Source organism: Lihuaxuella thermophila, from assembly GCF_900110165.1.
In the GTDB taxonomy this organism is placed as follows: domain Bacteria; phylum Bacillota; class Bacilli; order Thermoactinomycetales; family Thermoactinomycetaceae; genus Lihuaxuella; species Lihuaxuella thermophila.
Map to the genome: position 1 here is coordinate 64,651 of NZ_FOCQ01000001.1, position 21,559 is coordinate 86,209.

Sequence of the window (21,559 nt, forward strand, 5' to 3'; positions counted from 1 at the left end):
GGCGGTTTGTTTGGATTTAATTGATTGCAGTTACTCGTAATTTCGACGGTACGCATAACTCGAAAGCCGTTGTACGGGGCAACTCGTACCGTGGGTTCGAATCCCACCCTCTCCGTCAAAATCAAAGGGCTTCGCGACTAGCGAGCCCTTTTCGTTTTGTAGAAATTGGACTTTTAAACAAACTTCTAACGTTAATAGATGAATAATGCAGAAGATATATATTTGTTTTTTTGTGGGGATAATACATTTAAAGAAAGAACCAAGCCCTTATAAATCACATAACAGCCGTTATTAAAGCTTTGCTATCTAATTATTTCGCCTCTATTTTCGATAAACTTCTATCCGCAAATTACTTCAATATCGATAAGTTTTCAGATTTTGGATCTTACTTAGGTGGAATAGTGAGCATCCAGCTCTTTTAGTCCGCTCTTATCCTCATCATTATCAAGCATCTGGCGGAAATCTTTTACAGATTGAACATTTCCATAACCTGCTGCTTCAATTGTGTTTAGTAGTCGATAGGCACGGCTCTTCGCATGAGGAGATTTCAACAATTTGGCCTTCCGATAGAATTCCTGACCGGCTTCTACACTTTGATCAACTTGACCTAGCATTAGATGTGCTCTCGCCCAATCTAGAGGAATCCACGCATCCAACCAGATATTAGCCTCTAAGGCGATCTGGTTCTTGATTTCCTCTTTCATTGCCAGGGTTTCTTCCGGCTCTCCAATCTCCAGATAGCCATAGCTCTTTTCTGCCATTACACCACTTAATGAGTGGAACACAAAATCTGTACCATCACCATAACTAAAGTTTTCGATACTTTTTGCCGTGCGTAATGCTGCTTCTATGGCTCTCTTAAACTTCACTTTCTGTCCAGCACTAGCATATACCCTTGCAAGGTAGGCGTTGGTTACGACCATGACATGTTTCGATGCTCGGAAAGATTCGTCTCTGGCCAACTCGAGGTACTCAATCGCTTCCTCTTGTTTTCCCATTCGCTCTAATTCCGTACCTATATTAAGATAACTCATCGCGAGAGTAGCCGGATGATCAATTGCTTTCGCAATCTCATTCATCTTGCGAAATTTGTTTAAGGCCTCTTGATATCGCTGATTTTCTACGTCGATTACAGCATTGAGACGTAGTACTTGAGCGTACAGAACTTGAAAACGCTCATCCAGACGTACAGGGGGAGGTGTATTCGTTTGTAAATAGTCAAAAAGTCGATTCAGATCATTGACAGCCTCTTCAACGTACGGCAAAGACATAATACGACGAAGATTCCATGTCCGCTTTATCAAACTTTCAGCTGTGTTCAATGTCTCATCATACATAAACGTTTCACAAAAGGTAGTTGGATTGAATGGATCGTAATCGGAAAGTCCCACTTTCCAGAGTGGAATCTGTAAAATATGACATAAACGTCGAAGCGTTTGGGGATCAGTGATATGCTTTTTGCCACGTTCCACATCAGAAACGTAATTCACACTAACGCCGGTTCCTCCACCTGCTTGGGGCCACATCTCAGCCAACTGCGCCTGCGTCATATTTAGCTTTTCCCTGGCTTCACGAATCGTTATCCCATAATGGTATTTCATACTTTTACAACCTCACAATAAATAGTTCCCCATAATTGTATTTTCTATCTCTATATTACTACAGTTGTAATTAAAGGAGAGGCGTTAATATACCAATGGCTTTCGAAGTCTGATCATTAGAAGTGACCCCAATTTCCATGTGAATCTAGTTATGTAAATTGAAAATTGCAACTTGAGGCTTATCGCTTTATTGATTCAAAAGAACTGGACACAAAAACGTCTGTCAGATGAAACAGGAATAACCCAAGCAACCATTTCGCGTTTCGATCGAACATCCAGACACGAAATCGATCATATTTTTACAATTGCATATGTACTAGGGATTCCGGTCGAGAAGCTATTTGAAACCAGAATTATTAAAGATGGTGAGGAGGAAAGATAATCGTGGTATATAAAAAACGCCTTGCACTCTGTGGTTGAGTCCAGGGCGTTTATTCGTTAAAAATCCGGTTACTGCTGAACGGCTTGCACTTGTTGCTGCATGTTCGTCGGTTTATCCGTTCGCTCATCGATGCTGATATGGGTGATGACCCGATGGATTCCGTTGGCCATCGCATTTTTGTGGATCTGTTTGGCTAGATCCATCAGTTGGTCCACTTCGCCTTCAATGACTGTGGCCGTCGGCGTCAGTTGGTAGTTGAGCCCGTTTTGTTGGATCAGGCGTACCGCATCCGATACATAGGAGCTGAAGCTGGCTGTGTTGGTGCCGACGGGGACGACGCTGATTTCAAGCAATGCCAAGTGTAATCACTCCCTGTTGGTCTGTTTATATGGATAAAATGTCCCAAAAGTGGAGAATTATGCGGGGTGATGAGTCAGAATGAAGGGTGGAAACAAAAGAGAATGGTTGTCCACCCAATGAGACGGATGGATTTCCGGATCTGCGGAAGGGAATAACATTTTATATTTTGGTATTAATACTGAATATTTATTATAATTAGAATATAGTTGGACGAGCTTTGTTTTCATTTGAAAGGATGAAGGGGATGAAAGGTGGTGAATGCCGGGTGAAATTCTCCCATTCCCTCTTTCGTTTCAGTTGTTGGAATTGTGGGAGCGATGACATCGTCAAAACAGACTGTGGTGAATATATCTGCCGTGAGTGCGATGCCGTTCAGTTCAATAAATAGATGCTATAATAATGAGAAGGTTCTTTTTGAACCTTCTATCTTTTTTGCAAGAGGGGTGCCTATGTACGATGTCGAAGCGTTTCTGACCGGTATTAAACCGAGTCTTCTTCTCTCAACGGCACATCCGTTGTTTGAAAAAGTGTTAGCGTATCCGAGCTTGGAGATTGACTTGATTGATGATCGCCCGCAATATTTGTTTTTTCATACGGAAAAGGAGAGGGCATGTTTTGCAAAGCGGGTCGATCCGCTTTCGCATCGATCTCCTGCATTTCACAGAGAATTGGGACTCGTGTTGGGTTATCCTCCGAAAGCCGTTGAGTTCTATGTGAGGAAAAAAGAATGTCAGGATCAGTGTAATTGGCATGATCTCCAGCTCTTAAAAGCAAAAATCGCGGGCCTTCATTATGCCGGAATTGGCTGCAATTCAAACGTGGATGACCTTTGGGATAACGCACATTGGCTTTGGAATACATACCGGCAGGACGAAATATTGAATATTCGTGTGGATGCAAAGCTTTTGCCTGTCAAGTATCGGGATGAAAATGATTTAATGAAAGTGATTCAACAAGCAAAACGGACACTTGAACAATCGGGCAGCAGGGTGAGGTCCGGATAGTTGGGGAAGAGCTGAAAAGAACAAGAGCCAATCATCAAAAAAGCCAATTTGGGTACCCTTATAAAAAGTACTGAGTTAACGGAGTGTCCCACATGAACATCCAAATCCCCGAATTTTCACTCGTTGTCCTGGTGGGGGCAGCGGGATGCGGAAAATCCTCTTTTGCCAAAAAACATTTCCGGGCCACCGAGATCCTCTCCTCTGATTTCTTTCGGGGAATGATTACCGATGATGAAAATGATATCACGGCTTCCAAGGATGCGTTTGACCTTCTCTATCAAGCGGCCGTTCAACGCTTGAAACGGCGAAAACTGACGGTGATCGATGCAACCAATGTGAAGAAAGACCGGAGAAAGCCGCTTCTTCAGCTCGCCGAGCGGTACAGTTGCACTCCTGTCGCCGTCGTTCTTCACTTCCCCGAGGAAATCTGTCTGGAAAGAAACAGAGAAAGAGCCTATCGCACCGTTCCTGCGGATGTGATTCGTAAGATGACGGAAAATCTGCGGCAATCCCTTCACACATTAAAAGATGAAGGTTTCAAAGAAGTGTTTATCTTATCGTCCCCGGAAGAGGCTGATCAGGTAACCATTGAAAGGCGGTAAATCTGCCGGGGTGACACCCTCCGGGCAGATTCAAGGCCACTCGATGTTGATGAGCTTTTGAAAGGAAATCTGTTTCCTGCATGTTCCATTGGACAGCTGAATCACCTGGTTGTACGGGTCCACTTGATCGACAAAACCGCAAAACTGCCCGGGAGCATACTTTTCCGCATAAGTGACGACGACAGGTTTTTCTTCTTCGATGGCCTCTTGCAGGATATAGTTGATCATCTCCATATGGCTTTCATCCAGTTCCGGGGGGACAAACTCTTCGGCTTGGCGGCGTTGCTCCAGAAGGGCTTCCCGGTGTTCGGGCAGGAACATGCGGCTTCCTTCCCAAAGCAGGTTTTTGCGGTTTAGAATCTTGCTCATTTGTAATGACCTCCAATCTTGCGGGCACGTTCGCGCGCTTGGCCGGCCGAGGTGAGAGAGGAGGCCCGCAAAATGGCGGTGGGGCCGAAGCGCTGTTTGATTTCATCCATCACATAGCCCAGTTTCCACTTTTTGTTTCGTTCCTCAAATAAGCTGAGCTGGACGGCATCATCCCGCTCCAGTTGGCTGAGGCTGACCCCCAGGGAGCGGATGGGCTTTTCATTCCAAAATTGATCAAACAACTCCCAGGCATATGTAAATACTTCCATCGTCTGATTGGTGGGATCAGGCATTTTCATTTGCCGGTGGAAGCCCTCAGGCAGATCGAAGTCGGCTCCGCGGCAACTCACAGTGACTGTCCGGCCCATCAAGTGATGGCTGCGGGTACGACGGCATACTTCTTCGCACAGTTCCAGGAGAACGACTTGAATTTCTTCCGGTGTGCGGTAATCGCGCGGCAGGGTCATGTGATGCCCGATCGCTTTCTGGCTGTGAAAAGTGTCCCGTGTGACCGGAGACAGATCGATGCCGTTGGCTGTCATCCACAGGACATGACCGTTCACTCCCCAGCGTTTTTGCAGCCGGTCCAGCGGGAAGCGGGCCAGGTCGCCGATGGTGCGGATGCCCATTTGCCGCAGATGGCGGGCCATCCGCCGGCCGACGCCAAACATTTGATCCACCGGAAGGGGCCACAGGTACTCTTTCATATTCTCCCTGGTCAATTCGAAGATGCCCGTTTCGTGTTTTTTGGCAAAGTTATCGCAGGCCATTTTGCTCAGCACTTTGTTGGGGCCGATGCCGATCCGCGCGTAGACGTCCAGCTCGGTGCGGATGGCATCCTGTATTTTTTGGGCGATCATCAGCGAAGGACCGAAAAGCCGTTCGCTGCCGCTGACCGAAATAAACTGCTCGTCGATCGAGTAGGGTTCGACCCGGTCGCTGAATTGCTCCAATATCTCCGTGATGCGCAGGGAGGCTTTCAGGTACAGTTCCATCCGCGGGCGGACGACCGTGAGTTGCGGACAGACTTGCTGGGCCTGCCACAGGGTTTCCGCGTTTTTGATCCCGTACGATTTGGCAATCGGGCAAGCGGCCAACACCACTCCGCTGCGGCGCTCCGGATCACCGGAGACGACCACGGGCCGGTCTTTTAACTCCGGGCGCAGCGCTTTTTCAATACTGGCGTAAAACGACTGCATATCGATGAGAAAAACGACGGAATCCATGCTGAACCACCCTCGAAAACCGAACGTATGATTGCATTTGTCCTTATTATATGCAAATGTACGTTCGCTTTATACCGAGAAATGTTTCCAGTGACAAAAAAGAAGTCTTTTCTTGCCCCGTCATTCCGGCTATGATGAAAGCAGTAAGATTATCGATCCTAAGACCGAGAGGGAAATGGGAATGAGCAAAGTGATCTATTATAACGGGCAGATCACTCCACTGGACCCGACTTGCCCGCAAGCGGAAGCGATCGTTGTCGATGATGGCCGGATTGCCGCCATAGGTTCCAATGAGGAAATGCTGTTGAGCTTTGGACGGGCCGATGTCCGCAAAGTGGATTTGCAAGGGGGGTATGTGTATCCGGGGCTGGTGGACAGCCATATGCACCTGTCTGCTCTTGGTCAAAAGTTGAGATCACTCGATCTTACCGGATGCCGGTCGAAAGAAGAGATGTTGGCCGCCATTCGCCAGCGGGCGGATACGGTGAAACCGGGGGACTGGATTGTAGGCATCGGGTGGGATGAAAACAGGATGCAAGGCTTGGTCCCTACCCTGGAGGAACTGGATGCCGTTTGCCCCCATCATCCGCTCTTGCTCAGCCGCGTTTGCCATCATGCCCATCTGGTGAACAGCCGGGCCTATCAGCAGGCAGGCATCCGGCCGGACCAACCCGACCCGGAGAACGGCGTTTACGGGCGGGATGAAGCAGGCCGTTTAAACGGGTGGGTTTATGAAAATGCTTCGGCTCCTTTTTATGCTGCGCAGCCTGAACCGGGCTATGAGGAAAAAAAAGAGTCCATCCGCCAGGCGATGAAAATGGCGCTCTCCTGCGGACTTAGCGGGGTACATACGGAAGATTTGAGATACATAGGCAGTGTACGGGATCTGGTCCGGATTTACCGGGAATTGACGGAAGAAGGGGTGCTTCTTCGGACCCATCATCTGATTTATCACCCGTTTTTATCCGAACTGGATGAACTCAAGCTCCGGGCGGGGCAGGGGGATGAATGGTTCACCATCGGAGCGGTGAAAATCTTTGCCGACGGAGCGATCGGCGGGAGAACCGCTTTGCTGTCCGAGCCATACGCAGATGATCCCGGCAACTCCGGAATTGCGATCCATGAACAAGAAGAATTGCTGTATCTGACGGCCCAGGCAGCCGACCGGGATATGCCCGTCGCTGTCCATGCGATCGGAGATGAGGCAGCTGACCGGGTCATCCGGGCGATGCAAGCCTATCCGGTCACCCGCAGTAAAGGAATTCGCCTGCGCCACCGGCTCATTCACGGACAACTCCTGCGCGCCGACCTCATTGAGCAGCTGAAGCAAATGGACGTGGTAATCGATATTCAACCCCGCTTTGTTGCCAGCGATTTTCCATGGGTGCTCAAGCGGATCGGAAAGGAGCGGGCCGCATTTGCCTATGCGTGGAAAACCCTTCTCCAAGCCGGCATCCGCTTAGCAGGTGGAAGCGATGCACCGATCGAACCGATTCACCCGCTCTTGGGCCTGCACGCAGCCGTCACCCGCAGGCGTTTGGATGATCCGCCCGATCATCCGGGGTATCTTCCCCGCCAGAAACTGGATCGCCTGGAAGCCCTGCTGCTGTTTACACAGGGAAGCGCGTGGGCCGCAGGTGAAGAGCATGAACGGGGAACACTCTCTGTCGGCAAGCGGGCGGATCTGTCGGTATATGACTGTGATTTGCTGACCATCCCTCCCGATGATCTGCTAAAAGTGAAAACGATGTTTACGGTTGTTAACGGAAAGGTGGCCTATCAAGCTTAGATGAGGAATCATCCTCATCTTTTCTTTTTCGCGAGTTCTTTTTCAACAACCCGGAACATAACATGGGTACAGGGGTGATCCCAATGGCAGTGATCAATGCTCCGGAAAGCCACGTGAAGCTGTTGGCGAGGCTGATGCGTGCGGAGGCGGAAGGTGAAGGGCCGTTAGGCATGTTGATGGTCGGGAACGTGGGGGTAAACCGGGTTTTGGGTGACTGTCTGGACTTCAGGGGGATAAGAAACATCTGGCAAATGGTCTTTCAGACTCCCGGCGGATTTGAAGCGGTACAAAAATCCTATTTTTATCAACGGGCGCGGGAAAAAGATATCCGGCTTGCCAGGAAAGCGGTTCGGGGAGAACGCTATTCCCCTGCGAGATACGGGTTATGGTTTTTCAGACCGGTGGGCCCCTGTCCGGCCAGATGGTTTGGCCAACCGCACAGCGGGCGCTATAAAAGCCATTGTTTCTACATACCCTCACCAGCAGACTGCCCAAGAGTCTATAAATTCTAGGAGGAGAAGAAGATGTATTGGAGTTATCCTTACGGAATGATGGCCGGTTCAGGGCTGATCTCACAGCAGCAACCGGGGCGGCAACCGGGACAACCCGTGCCTCCGGGTGACCGGGATACAGGCCGCATCTTTTCCGAAGATCTGATGCAAAGAAATGTGGGCAAACGGATTACCGTCTATATGACCTTTGATGCGAGTGAGCAATGGAGAAACAGAGTGTTTACCGGTACGCTTCGCGAGGTGGGGCGTGACTTTTTCGTGATTCGCGATCAAAAATCGGGCAAAGATATGATGATGCTGAATATTAACCTGGATTATGTGGTATTTGATGAACCCGCTGTTGTGAGGGAAGCATCTTACCGCTATTAGCGATCAACTGTTTTGAATTGTCCGTAGAAATCAGCTGATAAAACCATTAAAATGAAAAGGGTACAATAACTTGGAGATGTAACCGGGAGTAGTTTCCGGTTTTATTTTTGTCCCCAACGAAAAAAGCCCGTCCTCAGGCGGGCTTGCAGGATGTTTTATTCCAGTACATAGGCCAGCGCGTCCAAAGCCTGTTCCGGTGTTTCCACAACCACTTGGGCCCGCTGGGCCAATTCTTTCAGCGGATGGTGCAGGCTTTCGGGACGGACCAGAATCAGCGGTTTGCCCATAGCCAGGGCGATGGAAGCATCCATGGCCGTGTTCCACTGGCGATACTTTTCGCCAAAGAGAGCGATCACCACATCCGCTTTTTGCATCCAAATGCGGGTGCGCAAGTTGTTAAATTCAGAAGCTGCCTGATCGCGGAAAACGGCATTTGGCTGTTTTCCTTTTATGACTTCGCCGATGTCATCGGAACGGTCATGGTCTTCCTGCGGTCCCTTAAAAATGATGGGCAGACCGCGTTGTTCGGCCGATTGACGCAATTTTTCCCGCCAATCATCATGAATTTGGCCGGCTAGATAAACGATCAGTTCCACGATCGATTGGCTCCTTTCTTTTATGTACTTCACATCTGATTGTATCAAACATGGTTGGGGTATATCTATTTAAATCGAAATTTCGGAATGAGGAGAGGCGGAGCGATGCAAGAAAAAGACAGAACAATAGAAAATGCAAACAGCCTGCACAGCGGGGATACAGTTGCAGCGCCGACGCCACTAGAGCAAAGTCCGGGAAATACCGGACCTCAAACGGAGAAGAAGTCATTGGATCAATTGAATCTGCTCGACCGCAATCAGCCGCTGTGGAAGCCGCTTTTGGTATTTTTGATTCCCCTGATCATCAGCAATGGATTAAATTCATTGGGGGGAACAGTCAGTTCGGTCATCATGGGGCGCGGTTTGGGGGAGAGTGCCCTGGCGGCGGCCAGTGCCGTTTTTCCCGTCACGTTTTTTCTCGTCTCCCTCGTCATCGGGCTCGGCAGCGCCAGCTCGATCCTGATCGGACAAGCCTATGGCGCCGGAGACAACGGGCGGTTGAAGCAGACGGTGAACACCTCGCTCAAATTTTCATTTTTGCTTGGAGTATTGATGGGAGCCGTGGGAGTATTCTTTAGCCGGCAATTATTGGCCTGGATCGGCACTCCTGCCTCCATCATCGACGAGTCGGCCGATTTTGCGCGGATTCTGTTTGCCTTTTTGCCGATCCAATTCATGTATATCAATTACACGACCTTTTTGCGGGGAACGGGTGATTCGAAAACACCTCTTTATTTTTTAGTGATCAATATCGTTTTAAATATTTTGCTGACTCCCGTCCTCGCCTTCGGATGGCTGGGCTTGCCCGCCCTTCAGCTGAATGGGGTGGCCATCGCCAATATTTTTTCCTTTTTGGTAGCGACCGTTTTGCTGTTTGTTTATTTGAAAATGAAGAATCACATTCTCGCGTTGGACCGGGGTTTTTTCTCCAGTTTGAAACTGGACGGGGAGATCCTGCGACTCCTCGTCAGAATCGGATTGCCGACCAGTATTCAGATGATCTTCGTCTCTCTGTCCGGCGTGGCTGTCATCTCCCTGATCAACGCTTACGGCGAAAGGGCTACAGCGGCTTACGGGGCTGTGATCCAAGTGATTACCTATGTGCAGTTGCCTGCCTTAAGCCTGGGCATGGCCGCCGGAATCTTCGGTTCCCAGTTGATCGGGGCAAATGTGCGTGAGCGGTTAAAAGAACTGCTGATCAGCGCTGTCACTCTCAATTATGTAATCGGTTTTCTGTTGGTGAGCTTGGTCTATCTTTTCAGTGGTTCCATTTTGTCGTGGTTCCTGGTGGAGCCCCACACGCTTGCCCTTGCCAAGCAAATTCTCTATATCGTGCTGTGGGCGTATATGATCTTTGGCCATGCCAGCATTCTTTCCGGAATGATGCGTTCAAGCGGCACGGTGTTGTGGCCCACGGTCATCGGAATCATCTCCATTTGGGGCGTACAAGTGCCGACGGCCTATTTCTTATCCCATACGCTCGGATTAAAGGGGATCTGGATGGCGTACCCCATTTCTTTTCTGTTTAACGTCAGCGTTCAATATATGTACTATCGCTTTTTCTGGAAAACAAAACAGCATCAAAGCTTTTTTGCCAATCCTTCTTAAACGATGCGCTCCCTCGCAACAGTATTATATGAAAATAGCAAGATTCGCCTGTTGATCCATGGTGCTGGACGTCCGTCCATGGGGGGGCTGTGAAGGTGCGCTGATTAAGAGTGTTTCTGTGGTTGTGCTTCCGGGGCGGTCGGCCGTGTTGGTCTCCGTGCTCTTGAGGCCGGCAAGGGTGAATAACTGGCTGCTCCGGCCCTCTCGCTACGGGCGCGGGTAAAACCCGCTATCGCTTGGGACACGTTACCCGCTTCCTCCCTCCGCTCGGGGCCTCCGCTGGGTTCGGCCTCAAAGGCACTTCGACCAATCACGGCCTTCCTGCACGTTTTTTCCATTCATCTCGAGAATGTCCGCCTTTCGTGGATGAGTTTGAGAAAATGATCGACACGAATGAGCGGAGGAATGGTTTTCCGGCGGAGCGACTCTGCCACTGCATCGGAGCGAAGACGGAAAACCATTTCCGGAGCGGGCTCTCATCCACGGTTGTATCAAACTGCCATGGACTGTATTCTTTGCAAACTCCATAAGCTGAACCAGCGGAAAAATCTTTTTGGCGACGAGTGACTCTGCCACTGCATCGGAACGGAGTCGCCAAAAAGATTTCGGAGCGTCCTTCAAACAGATCCGCCTTCATTCCCGGTTGTATTCAGCAGTCATTGTTGTTTGAGGCGGATTGTCGCGGAAATTAAGGGCAAAAAACCTGTTGACAGTTCTTTTTTTTCTAGGTATTCTACATTTAACAATAACCAATACCAAGTTAATTTATAGGAATTAGCTCTTTAATGGGTTAACAAGGAATGGCCGGTGTAGAGGGGATGAGCCCTTCCATCCTTACAATTGGGAGACGAGAGAAAAGGAGCCTTCAGCCCTTTTGCTCTCTGAAACACGGATCTTTTTAAAAGAGGAGTGGGCGCGATGGCAATCAAGTGGAAATGGGCTGAAAACCCAGCAGAACTCAATTCAGTAGAGCTGCAAAAACTGGAACAGGATGGGCTCGATATTATTGATGAGATCGTCAATGTTTACGCAAAAAAAGGTTTCGAGTCGATTCCCGAGGAAAAGTTTGCGCTGTTTAAATGGGCCGGTGTGTATCAGCAACGCCCCAAAAAAGACGGGTATTTCATGATGCGTGTCCGGATCCCGGGCGGTGTGCTGACCAGCCGGCAAGCCCGTGTGATTGCGGAGTTGGGTAAGGAGTATGGGCGCGGGCTCATCGATGTGACCACCCGTCAAGCCGTGCAATACCACTGGTTGCGCGTGGAAAATCTGCCGGATATTTTCCGTCGCTTGGCTGAAGTGGGGCTTCACTCCTATGAAGCATGCGGGGATTGTCCGCGCACGATCGTCGGGAACCCTCTGGCGGGAATCGATGCCAATGAATTGATCGATACCCGCCCGATCATCGAAGCGCTTGAAAAGGAATTTTTGCTCAACCGGGAGTTTTCCAACCTGCCGCGCAAATATAAAATCTCGGTTTCCTCGAGCATCTACAACCCGGCCAATGCGCAGATCAACGATTTGTCGTTCACCCCGGCCGTAAAAAACATCGACGGGGAAGAAGTGGCCGGCTTCCATGTCTGGGTGGGAGGCGGATTGTCTAACCGGCCTCACTTGGCAAAACAGTTGGATATCTTTGTCCGTCCGGAACAAGTGGTCGAAGTAGCCGTCGGAATCACGAAAGTTTTCAGGGACTACGGTTACCGCAAAAAGCGCCATCGGGCACGACTGAAGTTTTTGGTAGCGGATTGGGGACCGGAAAAATTCCTGGAAGTCTTAACTGAACTCATCGGGCCTTACCCGACACGCGGGGAAGACAAACTCATCGGTTGGAATGCGGGCTATTTTACCGGAGTCCATCCGCAAAAACAGGAAGGGTACTCTTATGTAGCCCTGAATATCCCGATCGGACGCACTTCCTCCGATGAATTTTTCCAATTAGCCGATTTAGCCGATCGTTATGGTTCGGGATCGCTCAGGACCGTGAACACGCAAAATATCATCATACCGGACGTGCCGAACGAGAAAGTGGACGAATTACTCAAAGAGCCCCTCTTGAAACGATTGTCGCCCAATCCTAAAACATTTGAGGGACACGCGGTCTCCTGTACGGGAATAGAGTTTTGCAACCTTGCCCTCACGGAAACCAAAGGTTTGATGAAACGGGTGGTGGAGGTTCTCGATGAGCAGGTAGAACTGGATGTTCCCATCCGCCTGCATATCAACGGATGCCCCAACTCCTGCGGACAACAGCAAATCGCGGATATCGGGCTGTTGGGAGGCAAGACGAAAACGGACAAAGGCATGGTCGATTCGTACACCATTTCCGTAGGCGGCCATCTCTTCGGTGAAGGGAAGTTTAACACTCCCCTCAAAGGTCGGGTGTTGGCGGATGATGTAGCCCCGGTATTAAAGGAGCTCATCCTCTTCTTCAAAGAGAACCGGCAAGAAGGGGAAGGCTTTACCGCGTTTGTGGAGCGGGTAGGAATTGAAGCTTTCCAGGAGAAATTGGATGAAGCTCTGAAACAGGTGGTTGCCAAGTGAGCGGCCAGGAATTGTATCTGTACCGGCTGCGGGCGGAAGTGGAAGGAAACAGGATCTACCACGTCATCGTGCTTTCCCCTTCGGAGGAAAAAGCATTTGACCAGGCCGAAAAAGAGTTGGAACGCTATACGATCGCCACACCTAAAGTAACCGAGTGGACGTTGGAAGAGAAAAAGCGCGTCCGCTCGGGGGCCGGTTATGTCATTGAATAAAAGTTTTTGCAAAATGAGTGACAACACAAGCGATTCACGAATAAGGAATGGGAGAGGGAGGGAGCAGATATGAACAAATCTTCAACGAGCCAAGCCGTACTTCATGATAGATCCGACAAAGAAACCAAATGGGAGCCGGAACGACTGAAACGGGTGGCTGATGAGTTAAAAAATCAGCATCCCATCGAGATCATCCGCTGGGGTGTGGAACAAATCGGTGTTTCTTCCATTACACTGGCCTGCAGTTTTGGGTATGAAGATGTGGCGCTGGTCGATATGGTGATGAAAGTAAATCCGGAGGTCGATATTTTCTATCTGGATACAGAATTGCTTTTTGAAGAGACCTATCAAGTTCGGGATCAGCTGAGTGAACGGTATCAAAAGGACTTTATCCGTGTTTCCTCCGTCCTTACGGTAGAAGAGCAGGCGAGTGAGTACGGTCCGGAGCTATGGAAGCGTGATCCCAACCTGTGCTGCCGCTTGAGAAAAGTGGAACCGCTCAAAAAGAATTTGCAAGGTTACCAGGGATGGATCACAGGTATCAGGCGGGAACAATCCATTACCCGGGCCCATGCGGAAGTGGTTGAGTGGGACGATAGTTTCGGTTTGGTGAAGTTAAACCCGCTGGCTTTCTGGAAAACAGATCAGGTATGGTCTTACATTCGCGAACATGGCATTCCTTATAATCCTTTGCATGATCAAAATTATCCCAGCATCGGTTGTTTCCCGTGCACCCGGCCGGTGAAGCCCGGTGAAGATCCGCGTGCGGGGCGGTGGGCCGGATTTACCAAAACAGAGTGCGGACTTCATAACAGCCCGGTCAAATGATTCCGGACAGGATCACCCGCTTAACGGTCAGTCAACCCGTTAGAGTGCCGGAATGGGAAGCGGGCTCTTGCCGACGCCGCTTTTCATTCCGCCGGCCGGGATTTCTCCCGCTTCGGCGGATGAAACCCGTTTGATCGTCCGGGCCGCAACAGCCGGGTTGCAAATAGACATATGGTTGAAAGACGGAGCATGGCAGCATCCCGGGTGAGCACCGGGGTACTGTTTCTCTTTTTATTGGTGGTGCTTTTGTCGTCTGACAACAAGAGTCGGACGTATTTGGGAATAAATGGCCGCCGCGTCGATGTTGCTGCCCGTGATGGATTGGCCGTTGTTTCCCCGATTGTTCAGGTTCCTTCCCCGGGATTTGATTGGGCAGTCGTTCGGCCTGCGCATACCAAAAATCGTACTTCGATTAGGGCTCATTCCCGTTATTGTTCATAGCAATCAAAATGGCATGAGGGGAGTTGCATCATGAAAGAGTCGATAGCCCCACACGGTGGCATATTGGTTGATAGAATCTTGCGTGGAGCAGAAAGGGAAAAATGGTTAAAACAGGCGGAAACGTTCCCCTCTCTCCTCGCTTTTCCGGTTACACGCGCGGATCTGGTATGTATAGCCACAGGTATCTACTCGCCATTAACAGGATTTTTGAAAGAAGAGGATTATCGCTCGGTTCGTGATACCATGCGACTGGCTGACGGTACCGTGTGGAGCATCCCGGTCACCCTGCCCGTTCCCGAAGATCTGGCATCCAAAGTTGCAGATTCCGCCTATGTCACTTTGCGGGATGAACAGGGAACCATCCTGGCTGTGGTGAAGGTTGATGATTTATACCGGGTGAACGTGGAAGAAGAGGCGGAAAAAGTGTTCCAAACCGCTGATCCCAATCACCCGGGAGTGGCCAGATTATATCAACAATCTTCGTTATATCTCGGTGGAGAGATCTGGCTGTTAAATCGCCCGGATCAGGGGGAGTTCGCCAAATACTTTTATGATCCCGCCGAGACGCGTCGTATTTTCCGGGAGAAAGGATGGAAGAAGGTCGTCGGTTTTCAAACGCGCAATCCCGTTCACCGGGCGCACGAATATATTCAAAAAGCGGCACTGGAAACCGTTGACGGGCTGTTTCTCAATCCACTTGTGGGGGCTACCAAAGCGGACGATATCCCGGCTGATGTCCGCATGAGAAGTTACGAAGTCATCCTGGAACACTATTATCCGAAAGAGCGGGTCTTTTTTGGCGCTTTTCCGGCAGCGATGAGATATGCGGGTCCCAGGGAAGCCATTCTCCATGCGATCGCCCGCAAAAACTACGGCTGCACCCATTTTATTGTCGGACGCGACCATGCGGGTGTGGGCAACTATTATGGCACCTATGATGCGCAAAAGATCTTCGACCATTTCACGGATGAGGAGCTGGGAATCTCTCCGCTCTTTTTTGAACACAGTTTCTACTGCAAAAAATGCGATGGGATGGCCTCATACAAAACATGCCCGCACTCCCCGGAACATCACGTGATCCTATCGGGAACCAAGGTAAGAGCGATGTTGAGCAAGGGTGAAACTCCGCCGCCGGAATTCTCCCGCCCGGAAGTGGTGCGTGTGTTGATTGAAGGATTGCGGGAGAAGCGCAGAGAAAAAGTTTGACTTGTGGTTTATGAGAAAGCTTAGGGATCTTCCCTGAGCTTTCTTTTCATTTTGATCCTTTCCATTGGGCCCCCGGGGGCTGGAGTGGGAAGCGGCCGAAAAAGAAATAAGCCGGTCTTAGGCGAGATCCGGCTTCGCAGTGGCGGATGAAAGAGATTTAAATTTAACTTTTCAATGAGTTGAGAAAACGGGCGATCCGTGGTTTTACGTCTTCGATGGGAATCGCAAACCCGATGCTTTGGGAGGGATAAATGATCAACGTGTTGATGCCGATCACTTCACCCAGTATATTGACGAGCGGGCCGCCGCTGTTGCCGGGATTAATGGCGGCGTCTGTTTGAATCACTTTGTCGTAATACTTGTTTCCAACGCGCAAGGGGCGGTTTTTTCCACTGATGACGCCGACAGTCACCGTTTGTTCCAAGCCGAACGGGTTGCCCACTGCGAGTACCCACTCTCCGATTTTTGTATTTAAAGAAGAGCCGAGCGGGAGGGGTTTCAACAGCCGGGGCGATTTGATTTTCAACACGGCCAGATCATGGGATTCATCTGTCCACACAGGGGTGGCCGGAAACGGGTTGCGGGAACCCTCGACTTTTACCCGGATGGTGGAAGCGCCATTCACCACATGTTCATTGGTCAAAATATAGCCGCTCGGATGGATGACAAAGCCGGAGCCGAATTGGTTTGACGATTGTCTTCGATAACGGGAAAGTTCCGGAAACAATAGACTCCAGAGCTGATCTTGTACGGAGGCGGAATTGCTTTTTTCTTCTGTGATGATCGAAACCACACTGTTCTTCACCTGACGGACCACGGAAACAAAAATATTGGCAGGATGAGCCGAAGCCAGGTTGGCTTCCGAACTGTGCAAGTGAATTTTTCGTCGGTACATGCAATATCACTCCCAACCCAGCCTAGTATCGAGATGGTTGGCAACACGCGTTAGATTGATATACATTTTATGAAAAGGAATCCATTTCGACAGGGCTATACTCCTGACCCTGTCTCCTTCCATCACGGTGAAAGAAGGGATCGGAAATGATCGAAACCCCATGTGTGATCATCGATGAACGAAAGATGGACCAAAATATTAGAAAAATGGCGCGGATTGCCCAAAAAAATGGTGTCCGGCTCCGCCCTCATGTCAAAACGCACAAAATTCCCGCGATCGCCAGGAAGCAGCTGGCGGAAGGGGCGGCCGGCATTACTGTTGCGAAAGTATCAGAAGCGGAAGTGATGGCCAACCACGGCATCCATGATATTTTTATCGCTTATCCGCTGGTCGTCGAGTCTAAAATTGAACGGGCGATTGCGTTAAGCAAAAACATTGATTTGATTGTTGGGGTCGATAGTATAGAAGGAGCGAAGAAATGTTCGGAATTGGCCAAAAAGCATCAACACACGCTCTCTGTTCGGCTGGAAGTGGATACGGGATTAAAGCGGACAGGGGTGAAATACGAACAGGCCGTGGCGCTTGCGAAGGAGATCAACCAGCTTGACAACCTTCAGTTAAGAGGGATCTACACCTTCCGGGGGGCGATTTTCCAAGGGAAACCAACCCTTGATTTGGAAAAGGCCGGATTGGAAGAAGGAAAACTGATGGTTTCGTTAGCGAACGCCATGAGACAGGCCGGAATCGGGATACAAGATGTAAGCGTTGGATCCACCCCCACAGCCGAGTATGCCGCCAGGGTCGAAGGGATCACCGAGATTCGGCCGGGTACTTACGTATTTTATGACAAGATGCAAGTCAATCTCGGTGCATGTAGCTTGGATGAATGTGCCGCGACCGTCTTGGTTTCTGTTGTCAGCAAACCGTCGGAAAACTTGCTGATCATTGACGGGGGCAGTAAAACATTTGCCACAGATATTCAACCCCATACCGATCCAACCCGTTTAAACGGGTTTGGTCATATTACGAACCTGCCGGAAGCGGTCTTGGACAGGATGACGGAGGAACACGGAATGATTACACTCCGGGGTGGCGGAGATATACGGATCGGAGACACGCTGGAAGTGATTCCTAATCATATTTGCAGCACGGTGAATCTCCATAACCATGTTTATATTAAAAGCGCTCAAGGGTTAACCAGGGTAACGGTAGCCGGACGCGGAAAGCTGGACTAGAAGAACCGTGTCCATGAACACTTGGGGGATAGAAGCGTTAGAGGTGCAAGATCCGGTAAGCTGAAATGGAGGCCGTTTCAAAAGTCCTCTCGATTGGAATCTTTTATTCACAAATCGAGCGGAGGGCTTTTGCAAATGGCTTTCTTTTTTTCGGAGACTTCGGCTTCGTATCATGACAGGGAGGTTATAGCAGAAAACGATGATTATTTCTTATTTATATATTTTTTAGAATAGATATGATAAAATTTTTATATTGCCGGACTTTTTTATCTATATGGTTACCTTGATTCCGGGGGTGGAGAGACGGGGACCGCGGACGGTAGCGGTAACCGCAGACGATTATCTGGAGGCTTTTAAAATCTTTCATGCATGTCTGTTGATCGGTAATGCCGTTTTTGACGGATCGATGCTTTGATTAGAAAGACGGGGGATGAGAATGAAAAGGATCGAGTCACTCCTCTCTGCCCGCCTTTTCCTTTGTCCTGAATGGGTGGGAGACAAGATCTATTTTATCAGCAACCTGAGCGGCCAGATGAGCCTGTATCGGATGGATCAGGAGGGAAGCATTCCGGAGCCCCTGCTTCCGGCGTACATTGCTTTGCAGAATCCCGAATTGATCGACGGGGAGGCGTTTCGCGTTTTCCCGAAGCTGGGCAAGATCCTGGTTATGATCGACCGGGATGGGGACGAGAACTATCAGCCGATGCTGATTCCGACGGAAGGTGGTTTTCCAGAACCTGCTTTCGGCGGGGCTTTGGCTGCATACCGTGTTCATGCGGGATACAGCGACCCGGACAAAAATATCGTGTATCTGATGGCGGAGTCACGCCAGGAACAGATGTATGAAGCCTACCGGGGCAATCTGGAGACCGGAGCACTGGATAAACTGGGTGAAAGCAAATGGGGCGTATGGGTGAGCGGCGTGAATGCCGACCATACGAAGGCGATTTTGATCGATTCCTACACGGTGGGAGATCAGGTAGTCTATCTTCACGAAAAAGGAAAGGATCAACTGCAACTTCTCTTTGGGAAGCCGTTGGAGCAGAGAGACGAAGGGGAAGAAGTCAAGCCGAACGGAATCCATCATTGCCACTTCACCCGGGATGACCGCGGCCTTCTGTTTCTCACGGCGATCTTTGATGATACTTTCGGACCGGGTTATCTTGATTTAAAAACACCAGGAGAAGTCAAGCCGGTGGCTGTTTCGGGAACCGTCCATCAGGGGCAGGGAGAGATGGTCTCGTTGAAGCCGCTGTACGACAACCGCTACCTGATCGAATATAACATCGACGGGGTTACGTGGCTGTACGAAGGAACATTTGATGAGCAAAATCTGAAACTGGATCTGCACAAAGTCATCACCGGGGAAGCCCCCCTGGCCGGAGGGGTGGTGGAAGCCGTAAGTTACGACAGAGAGAATGACCGCTATGCTCTTTCCTTCTCATCCGCAACTTGCCCTACGCAAATTTTCACCCTGGAAGGAGAGGACCGCAAGAACATCTCTCAGCGGACGCGCGAGCGCACATTGGGCTTGGATGAGAAACTTCTGTCACCGGGTGAGGACGCTTCCTTTACCTCTTTTGACGGTTTGCGCATCTCCGCCCGCCTGTACATGCCTTCGGAAGAGCTCGGGTTTACCGGGCCGCGGCCGCTCGTCTACTATATTCACGGCGGTCCCCAAAGCCAGGAACGGCCCAACTTCGCCTGGTTCTCCATGCCGTTGATCCAGTATTTGACCTTGCACGGGTTTGCCGTTTTTGTGCCGAACGTTCGCGGAAGCACGGGTTACGGATTAAATTACACCAAGCAGGTAGACCGTGACTGGGGCGGCAAGGACCGGCTGGATCATGTCCATGCCATGCAGGTACTGGCGCAGGATCCGCGGATCGACACTTCACGGGCTGCGGTGGTGGGCCGTTCTTACGGCGGATACATGAGCCTGACGCTGGCGGCCCGGCATCCGGAACTCTGGTCAGCGGCAGTGGATATGTTCGGCCCGTATGACCTGTTGAAATTCATCGAACGAATCCCGGAAACCTGGAAGCCGTATTTTTCCATTGCCGTGGGTGACCCGGACAAGGACCGGGATTTTCTGACCGAGCGCTCTCCCAGTACCTATATCGGTCAGATCTCCTGTCCCCTCCTGGTGATCCAGGGAAAAAACGACCCGCGCGTCGTGGAACAGGAATCGCGTGATGTGGTGGAACATCTGCGTTCATTGGGCAAACAAGTGGATTACCTGCTTTTTGAAAATGAAGGCCATGATGTGCTCAAATTTGAAAACCGGGTTCGCTGTTACAATGCCATCACTCAGTTTTTCATCAAGCATTTACGGCCATAGGAGACGATGGCTGCCTGAACAAAAAATCAGGCAGCCGGTCTTTGTTTTCGATTTGTAAACGAATTCATGTCGTTGGTTGACATACAGAAGAATTGAATTTATCCTTGATGAAGGAATGATTTTCGTTAAGTGAGGTAGTTGTCATGACTTCATCGGCATTATCTGTACGTAATATGACTTTCATCGCCATGTTTGTCGCTTTAACGGCGATCGGGGGCCAGGTGCGACTGGATATCGGTCCTGCGCCGATCACGCTGCAAACACTGGTCGTGATGTTGGCCGGTTCCATTCTCGGTGCCCGTCGCGGCTTATTGAGCATGGTGGTGTTTATCGCCTTAGTCGCTGTCGGTGCTCCTTTATTGAGCGGGTTCAGAGGAGGCTTGGGCGCACTGGTCGGGCCGACGGGAGGCTATATCTTGAGTTGGCCGCTCGCCGCTTTTGTGACCGGGTGGATCGTGGAAAAATGTGCAGCCAACGGCCGGATTAAGACATGGCAGATTGTACTGGCTCATATCGCAGGTGGAATCTTGGTCATCCATGCCATCGGGTTTCCCTGGTTGGTGATGGTGATGAATCTGCCGTTAAACCCGGATACGTTGATCTCTTCCTTGCTGATCTTTATGCCTGGTGACTTCATCAAAGCCTTTGTCGGTGCTCCCGTGGCGCTCGCCGTTTATAAAGCGATTCCGTCGCTGAAACCGGGACGCAAATCGAATATGGCATAAGATCCGGCAAAAAAAGTGTTCCGATGACGGAACGCTTTTTTTGTTTACGTGGGCACTACAACAAAATCGGTATGCTTTTTGACAAACTGGATAAACCGTTCATGGAGCGGGATAATCAGGTCAGCGGCTCCTCTCGTATAAATCCCTTGGCGGCTGATCACGTGCATCTCCCGAACAGAGATTTTATAATAGTTGGCAGAGATTTTGGCATGCAGCCATGCTTCTCCGGCAAAAATGTTTGGGAGATTGGCAGGTTTGACAGGATAGGGGATGAGTCCGATCACATCTTCGAGAAGGATGTGGTAAGAGAGATGTGGCTTCTGAAAAACGAATTCCTTGGTTGTGAGCGTATATCGCATATTGTTCCTCTTTTGCGAGATCAGCAAGTCACCGGCCAGCCGTTTGACTGGGATAAAGTTTGAATAGGACATATCTCGCACCTTTCATTTTCAGACATATGTATTATTGTATCATGCACGTCAAACGGATGATGATGAGGGAGGCGAAAACGATGAAAACCGTGGCCGATGTCCGCAACCTGTTAAAACAATTCGGCTGTGTCATCTACACTGGTGATTCCCTAGGGGATCTCGATTTGATGTTGGATGAGTTAAAGGAACTCAGGGATATGGGGATGATTGAGAAAGATGTCTTTTTAGCAGCATACAGGGTGCTGAAGGGTGCCGGTGCGGGCAGATTTGCTGACGGATGAAG

At 50.0% G+C, this 21,559-nt stretch carries 23 protein-coding genes; 16 read left to right on the forward strand and 7 right to left on the reverse strand.

Annotated elements, in window-relative coordinates:
• Window positions 1-389: 389 nt before the first annotated feature.
• Window positions 390-1,601 carry a helix-turn-helix domain-containing protein gene (locus BMW55_RS00390; RefSeq protein WP_089964392.1) on the reverse strand — a complete coding sequence of 404 codons (1,212 nt, stop codon included), beginning with the start codon at window positions 1,599-1,601 and terminating at the stop codon, window positions 390-392.
• 172 nt (window positions 1,602-1,773) lie between these two features.
• On the opposite strand from BMW55_RS00390, the gene BMW55_RS00395 reads away from it, so the two are divergent.
• On the forward strand, window positions 1,774-1,983 hold the full coding sequence (locus BMW55_RS00395) for a helix-turn-helix domain-containing protein (protein WP_280139720.1): 210 nt from the start codon (window positions 1,774-1,776) through the stop codon (window positions 1,981-1,983).
• 68 nt (window positions 1,984-2,051) lie between these two features.
• On the opposite strand, the gene BMW55_RS00400 is transcribed toward BMW55_RS00395, so the two are convergent.
• The gene (locus BMW55_RS00400; RefSeq protein WP_089964394.1) at window positions 2,052-2,342 is read right to left on the reverse strand and encodes an MTH1187 family thiamine-binding protein; all 291 of its coding nucleotides are present in this window, start codon (window positions 2,340-2,342) and stop codon (window positions 2,052-2,054) included.
• Between the two features lie 450 nt (window positions 2,343-2,792).
• On the opposite strand from BMW55_RS00400, the gene BMW55_RS00405 reads away from it, so the two are divergent.
• Window positions 2,793-3,347 carry a hypothetical protein gene (locus BMW55_RS00405; RefSeq protein ID WP_089964395.1) on the forward strand — a complete coding sequence of 185 codons (555 nt, stop codon included), beginning with the start codon at window positions 2,793-2,795 and terminating at the stop codon, window positions 3,345-3,347.
• A 92-nt stretch (window positions 3,348-3,439) separates the two neighbouring features.
• Window positions 3,440-3,949 (forward strand): AAA family ATPase, encoded by a 510-nt coding sequence (locus BMW55_RS00410; protein ID WP_089964396.1) that lies wholly within the window; start codon window positions 3,440-3,442, stop codon window positions 3,947-3,949.
• A 30-nt stretch (window positions 3,950-3,979) separates the two neighbouring features.
• Here the strand turns inward: BMW55_RS00410 and BMW55_RS00415 are convergent, their stop codons facing one another.
• Together BMW55_RS00415 and BMW55_RS00420 are read right to left on the reverse strand one after the other, a co-directional pair.
• Complete coding sequence (locus BMW55_RS00415) at window positions 3,980-4,318, reverse strand: YolD-like family protein (RefSeq protein WP_089964397.1); 339 nt, start codon at window positions 4,316-4,318, stop codon at window positions 3,980-3,982.
• Window positions 4,315-5,544, reverse strand: a complete 1,230-nt coding sequence (locus tag BMW55_RS00420; RefSeq protein WP_089964398.1) for a DNA polymerase IV — start codon at window positions 5,542-5,544, stop codon at window positions 4,315-4,317. Before BMW55_RS00420 ends, BMW55_RS00415 begins: the two co-directional genes overlap by 4 nt.
• A gap of 181 nt (window positions 5,545-5,725) precedes the next feature.
• On the opposite strand from BMW55_RS00420, the gene BMW55_RS00425 reads away from it, so the two are divergent.
• From BMW55_RS00425 to BMW55_RS00435, 3 genes are all read left to right on the forward strand, one after another.
• Window positions 5,726-7,333, forward strand: coding sequence for an amidohydrolase (locus BMW55_RS00425; RefSeq protein WP_089964706.1), 1,608 nt, complete (start codon window positions 5,726-5,728; stop codon window positions 7,331-7,333).
• A gap of 83 nt (window positions 7,334-7,416) precedes the next feature.
• Complete coding sequence (locus BMW55_RS00430; protein ID WP_089964399.1) at window positions 7,417-7,845, forward strand: cell wall hydrolase; 429 nt, start codon at window positions 7,417-7,419, stop codon at window positions 7,843-7,845.
• 12 nt (window positions 7,846-7,857) lie between these two features.
• Window positions 7,858-8,214 (forward strand): spore coat protein GerQ, encoded by a 357-nt coding sequence (locus BMW55_RS00435; RefSeq protein WP_089964400.1) that lies wholly within the window; start codon window positions 7,858-7,860, stop codon window positions 8,212-8,214.
• Between the two features lie 155 nt (window positions 8,215-8,369).
• On the opposite strand, the gene BMW55_RS00440 is transcribed toward BMW55_RS00435, so the two are convergent.
• Window positions 8,370-8,810, reverse strand: a complete 441-nt coding sequence (locus tag BMW55_RS00440; protein ID WP_089964401.1) for a YtoQ family protein — start codon at window positions 8,808-8,810, stop codon at window positions 8,370-8,372.
• A 105-nt stretch (window positions 8,811-8,915) separates the two neighbouring features.
• Between BMW55_RS00440 and BMW55_RS00445 the strand changes: the two genes are divergently transcribed.
• From BMW55_RS00445 to sat, 6 genes are all read left to right on the forward strand, one after another.
• Window positions 8,916-10,418, forward strand: a complete 1,503-nt coding sequence (locus tag BMW55_RS00445) for an MATE family efflux transporter (protein WP_089964402.1) — start codon at window positions 8,916-8,918, stop codon at window positions 10,416-10,418.
• Between the two features lie 918 nt (window positions 10,419-11,336).
• Complete coding sequence (locus tag BMW55_RS00455; protein ID WP_089964404.1) at window positions 11,337-12,962, forward strand: nitrite/sulfite reductase; 1,626 nt, start codon at window positions 11,337-11,339, stop codon at window positions 12,960-12,962.
• A complete protein-coding gene (locus tag BMW55_RS00460) occupies window positions 12,959-13,174 on the forward strand; it encodes a DUF3906 family protein (RefSeq protein WP_244527387.1) in 216 nt (71 codons plus the stop codon). The genes BMW55_RS00455 and BMW55_RS00460 overlap by 4 nt, the downstream gene beginning before the upstream one ends.
• A 69-nt stretch (window positions 13,175-13,243) precedes the next feature.
• A complete protein-coding gene (locus BMW55_RS00465; protein ID WP_089964405.1) occupies window positions 13,244-14,002 on the forward strand; it encodes a phosphoadenylyl-sulfate reductase in 759 nt (252 codons plus the stop codon).
• Between the two features lie 67 nt (window positions 14,003-14,069).
• Window positions 14,070-14,210, forward strand: a complete 141-nt coding sequence (locus tag BMW55_RS19145; protein WP_170839648.1) for a hypothetical protein — start codon at window positions 14,070-14,072, stop codon at window positions 14,208-14,210.
• 263 nt (window positions 14,211-14,473) lie between these two features.
• Complete coding sequence (gene sat / locus BMW55_RS00470) at window positions 14,474-15,649, forward strand: sulfate adenylyltransferase (protein WP_089964406.1); 1,176 nt, start codon at window positions 14,474-14,476, stop codon at window positions 15,647-15,649.
• Window positions 15,650-15,812: 163 nt separating this feature from the next.
• Here the strand turns inward: sat and BMW55_RS00475 are convergent, their stop codons facing one another.
• Window positions 15,813-16,544, reverse strand: a complete 732-nt coding sequence (locus BMW55_RS00475) for a S1C family serine protease (RefSeq protein ID WP_089964407.1) — start codon at window positions 16,542-16,544, stop codon at window positions 15,813-15,815.
• A gap of 146 nt (window positions 16,545-16,690) precedes the next feature.
• Between BMW55_RS00475 and BMW55_RS00480 the strand changes: the two genes are divergently transcribed.
• The 3 genes from BMW55_RS00480 (at window position 16,691) to BMW55_RS00490 (ending at window position 20,845) form a co-directional block, all read left to right on the forward strand.
• A complete protein-coding gene (locus BMW55_RS00480) occupies window positions 16,691-17,779 on the forward strand; it encodes an alanine racemase (protein WP_089964408.1) in 1,089 nt (362 codons plus the stop codon).
• A gap of 436 nt (window positions 17,780-18,215) precedes the next feature.
• Window positions 18,216-20,120 carry a S9 family peptidase gene (locus BMW55_RS00485; RefSeq protein ID WP_089964409.1) on the forward strand — a complete coding sequence of 635 codons (1,905 nt, stop codon included), beginning with the start codon at window positions 18,216-18,218 and terminating at the stop codon, window positions 20,118-20,120.
• Between the two features lie 143 nt (window positions 20,121-20,263).
• Window positions 20,264-20,845: a biotin transporter BioY gene (locus BMW55_RS00490; RefSeq protein ID WP_089964410.1), complete on the forward strand. Its 582-nt coding sequence runs from the start codon at window positions 20,264-20,266 to the stop codon at window positions 20,843-20,845.
• A gap of 44 nt (window positions 20,846-20,889) precedes the next feature.
• Here BMW55_RS00490 and BMW55_RS00495 read toward each other — a convergent pair whose 3' ends face one another.
• Window positions 20,890-21,276, reverse strand: a complete 387-nt coding sequence (locus tag BMW55_RS00495) for a hypothetical protein (RefSeq protein ID WP_089964411.1) — start codon at window positions 21,274-21,276, stop codon at window positions 20,890-20,892.
• Window positions 21,277-21,356: 80 nt separating this feature from the next.
• Here BMW55_RS00495 and BMW55_RS00500 point away from each other — a divergent pair, with 80 nt between their 5' ends.
• Window positions 21,357-21,557 carry a YqgQ family protein gene (locus BMW55_RS00500; RefSeq protein WP_089964412.1) on the forward strand — a complete coding sequence of 67 codons (201 nt, stop codon included), beginning with the start codon at window positions 21,357-21,359 and terminating at the stop codon, window positions 21,555-21,557.
• Window positions 21,558-21,559 lie beyond the last annotated feature (2 nt).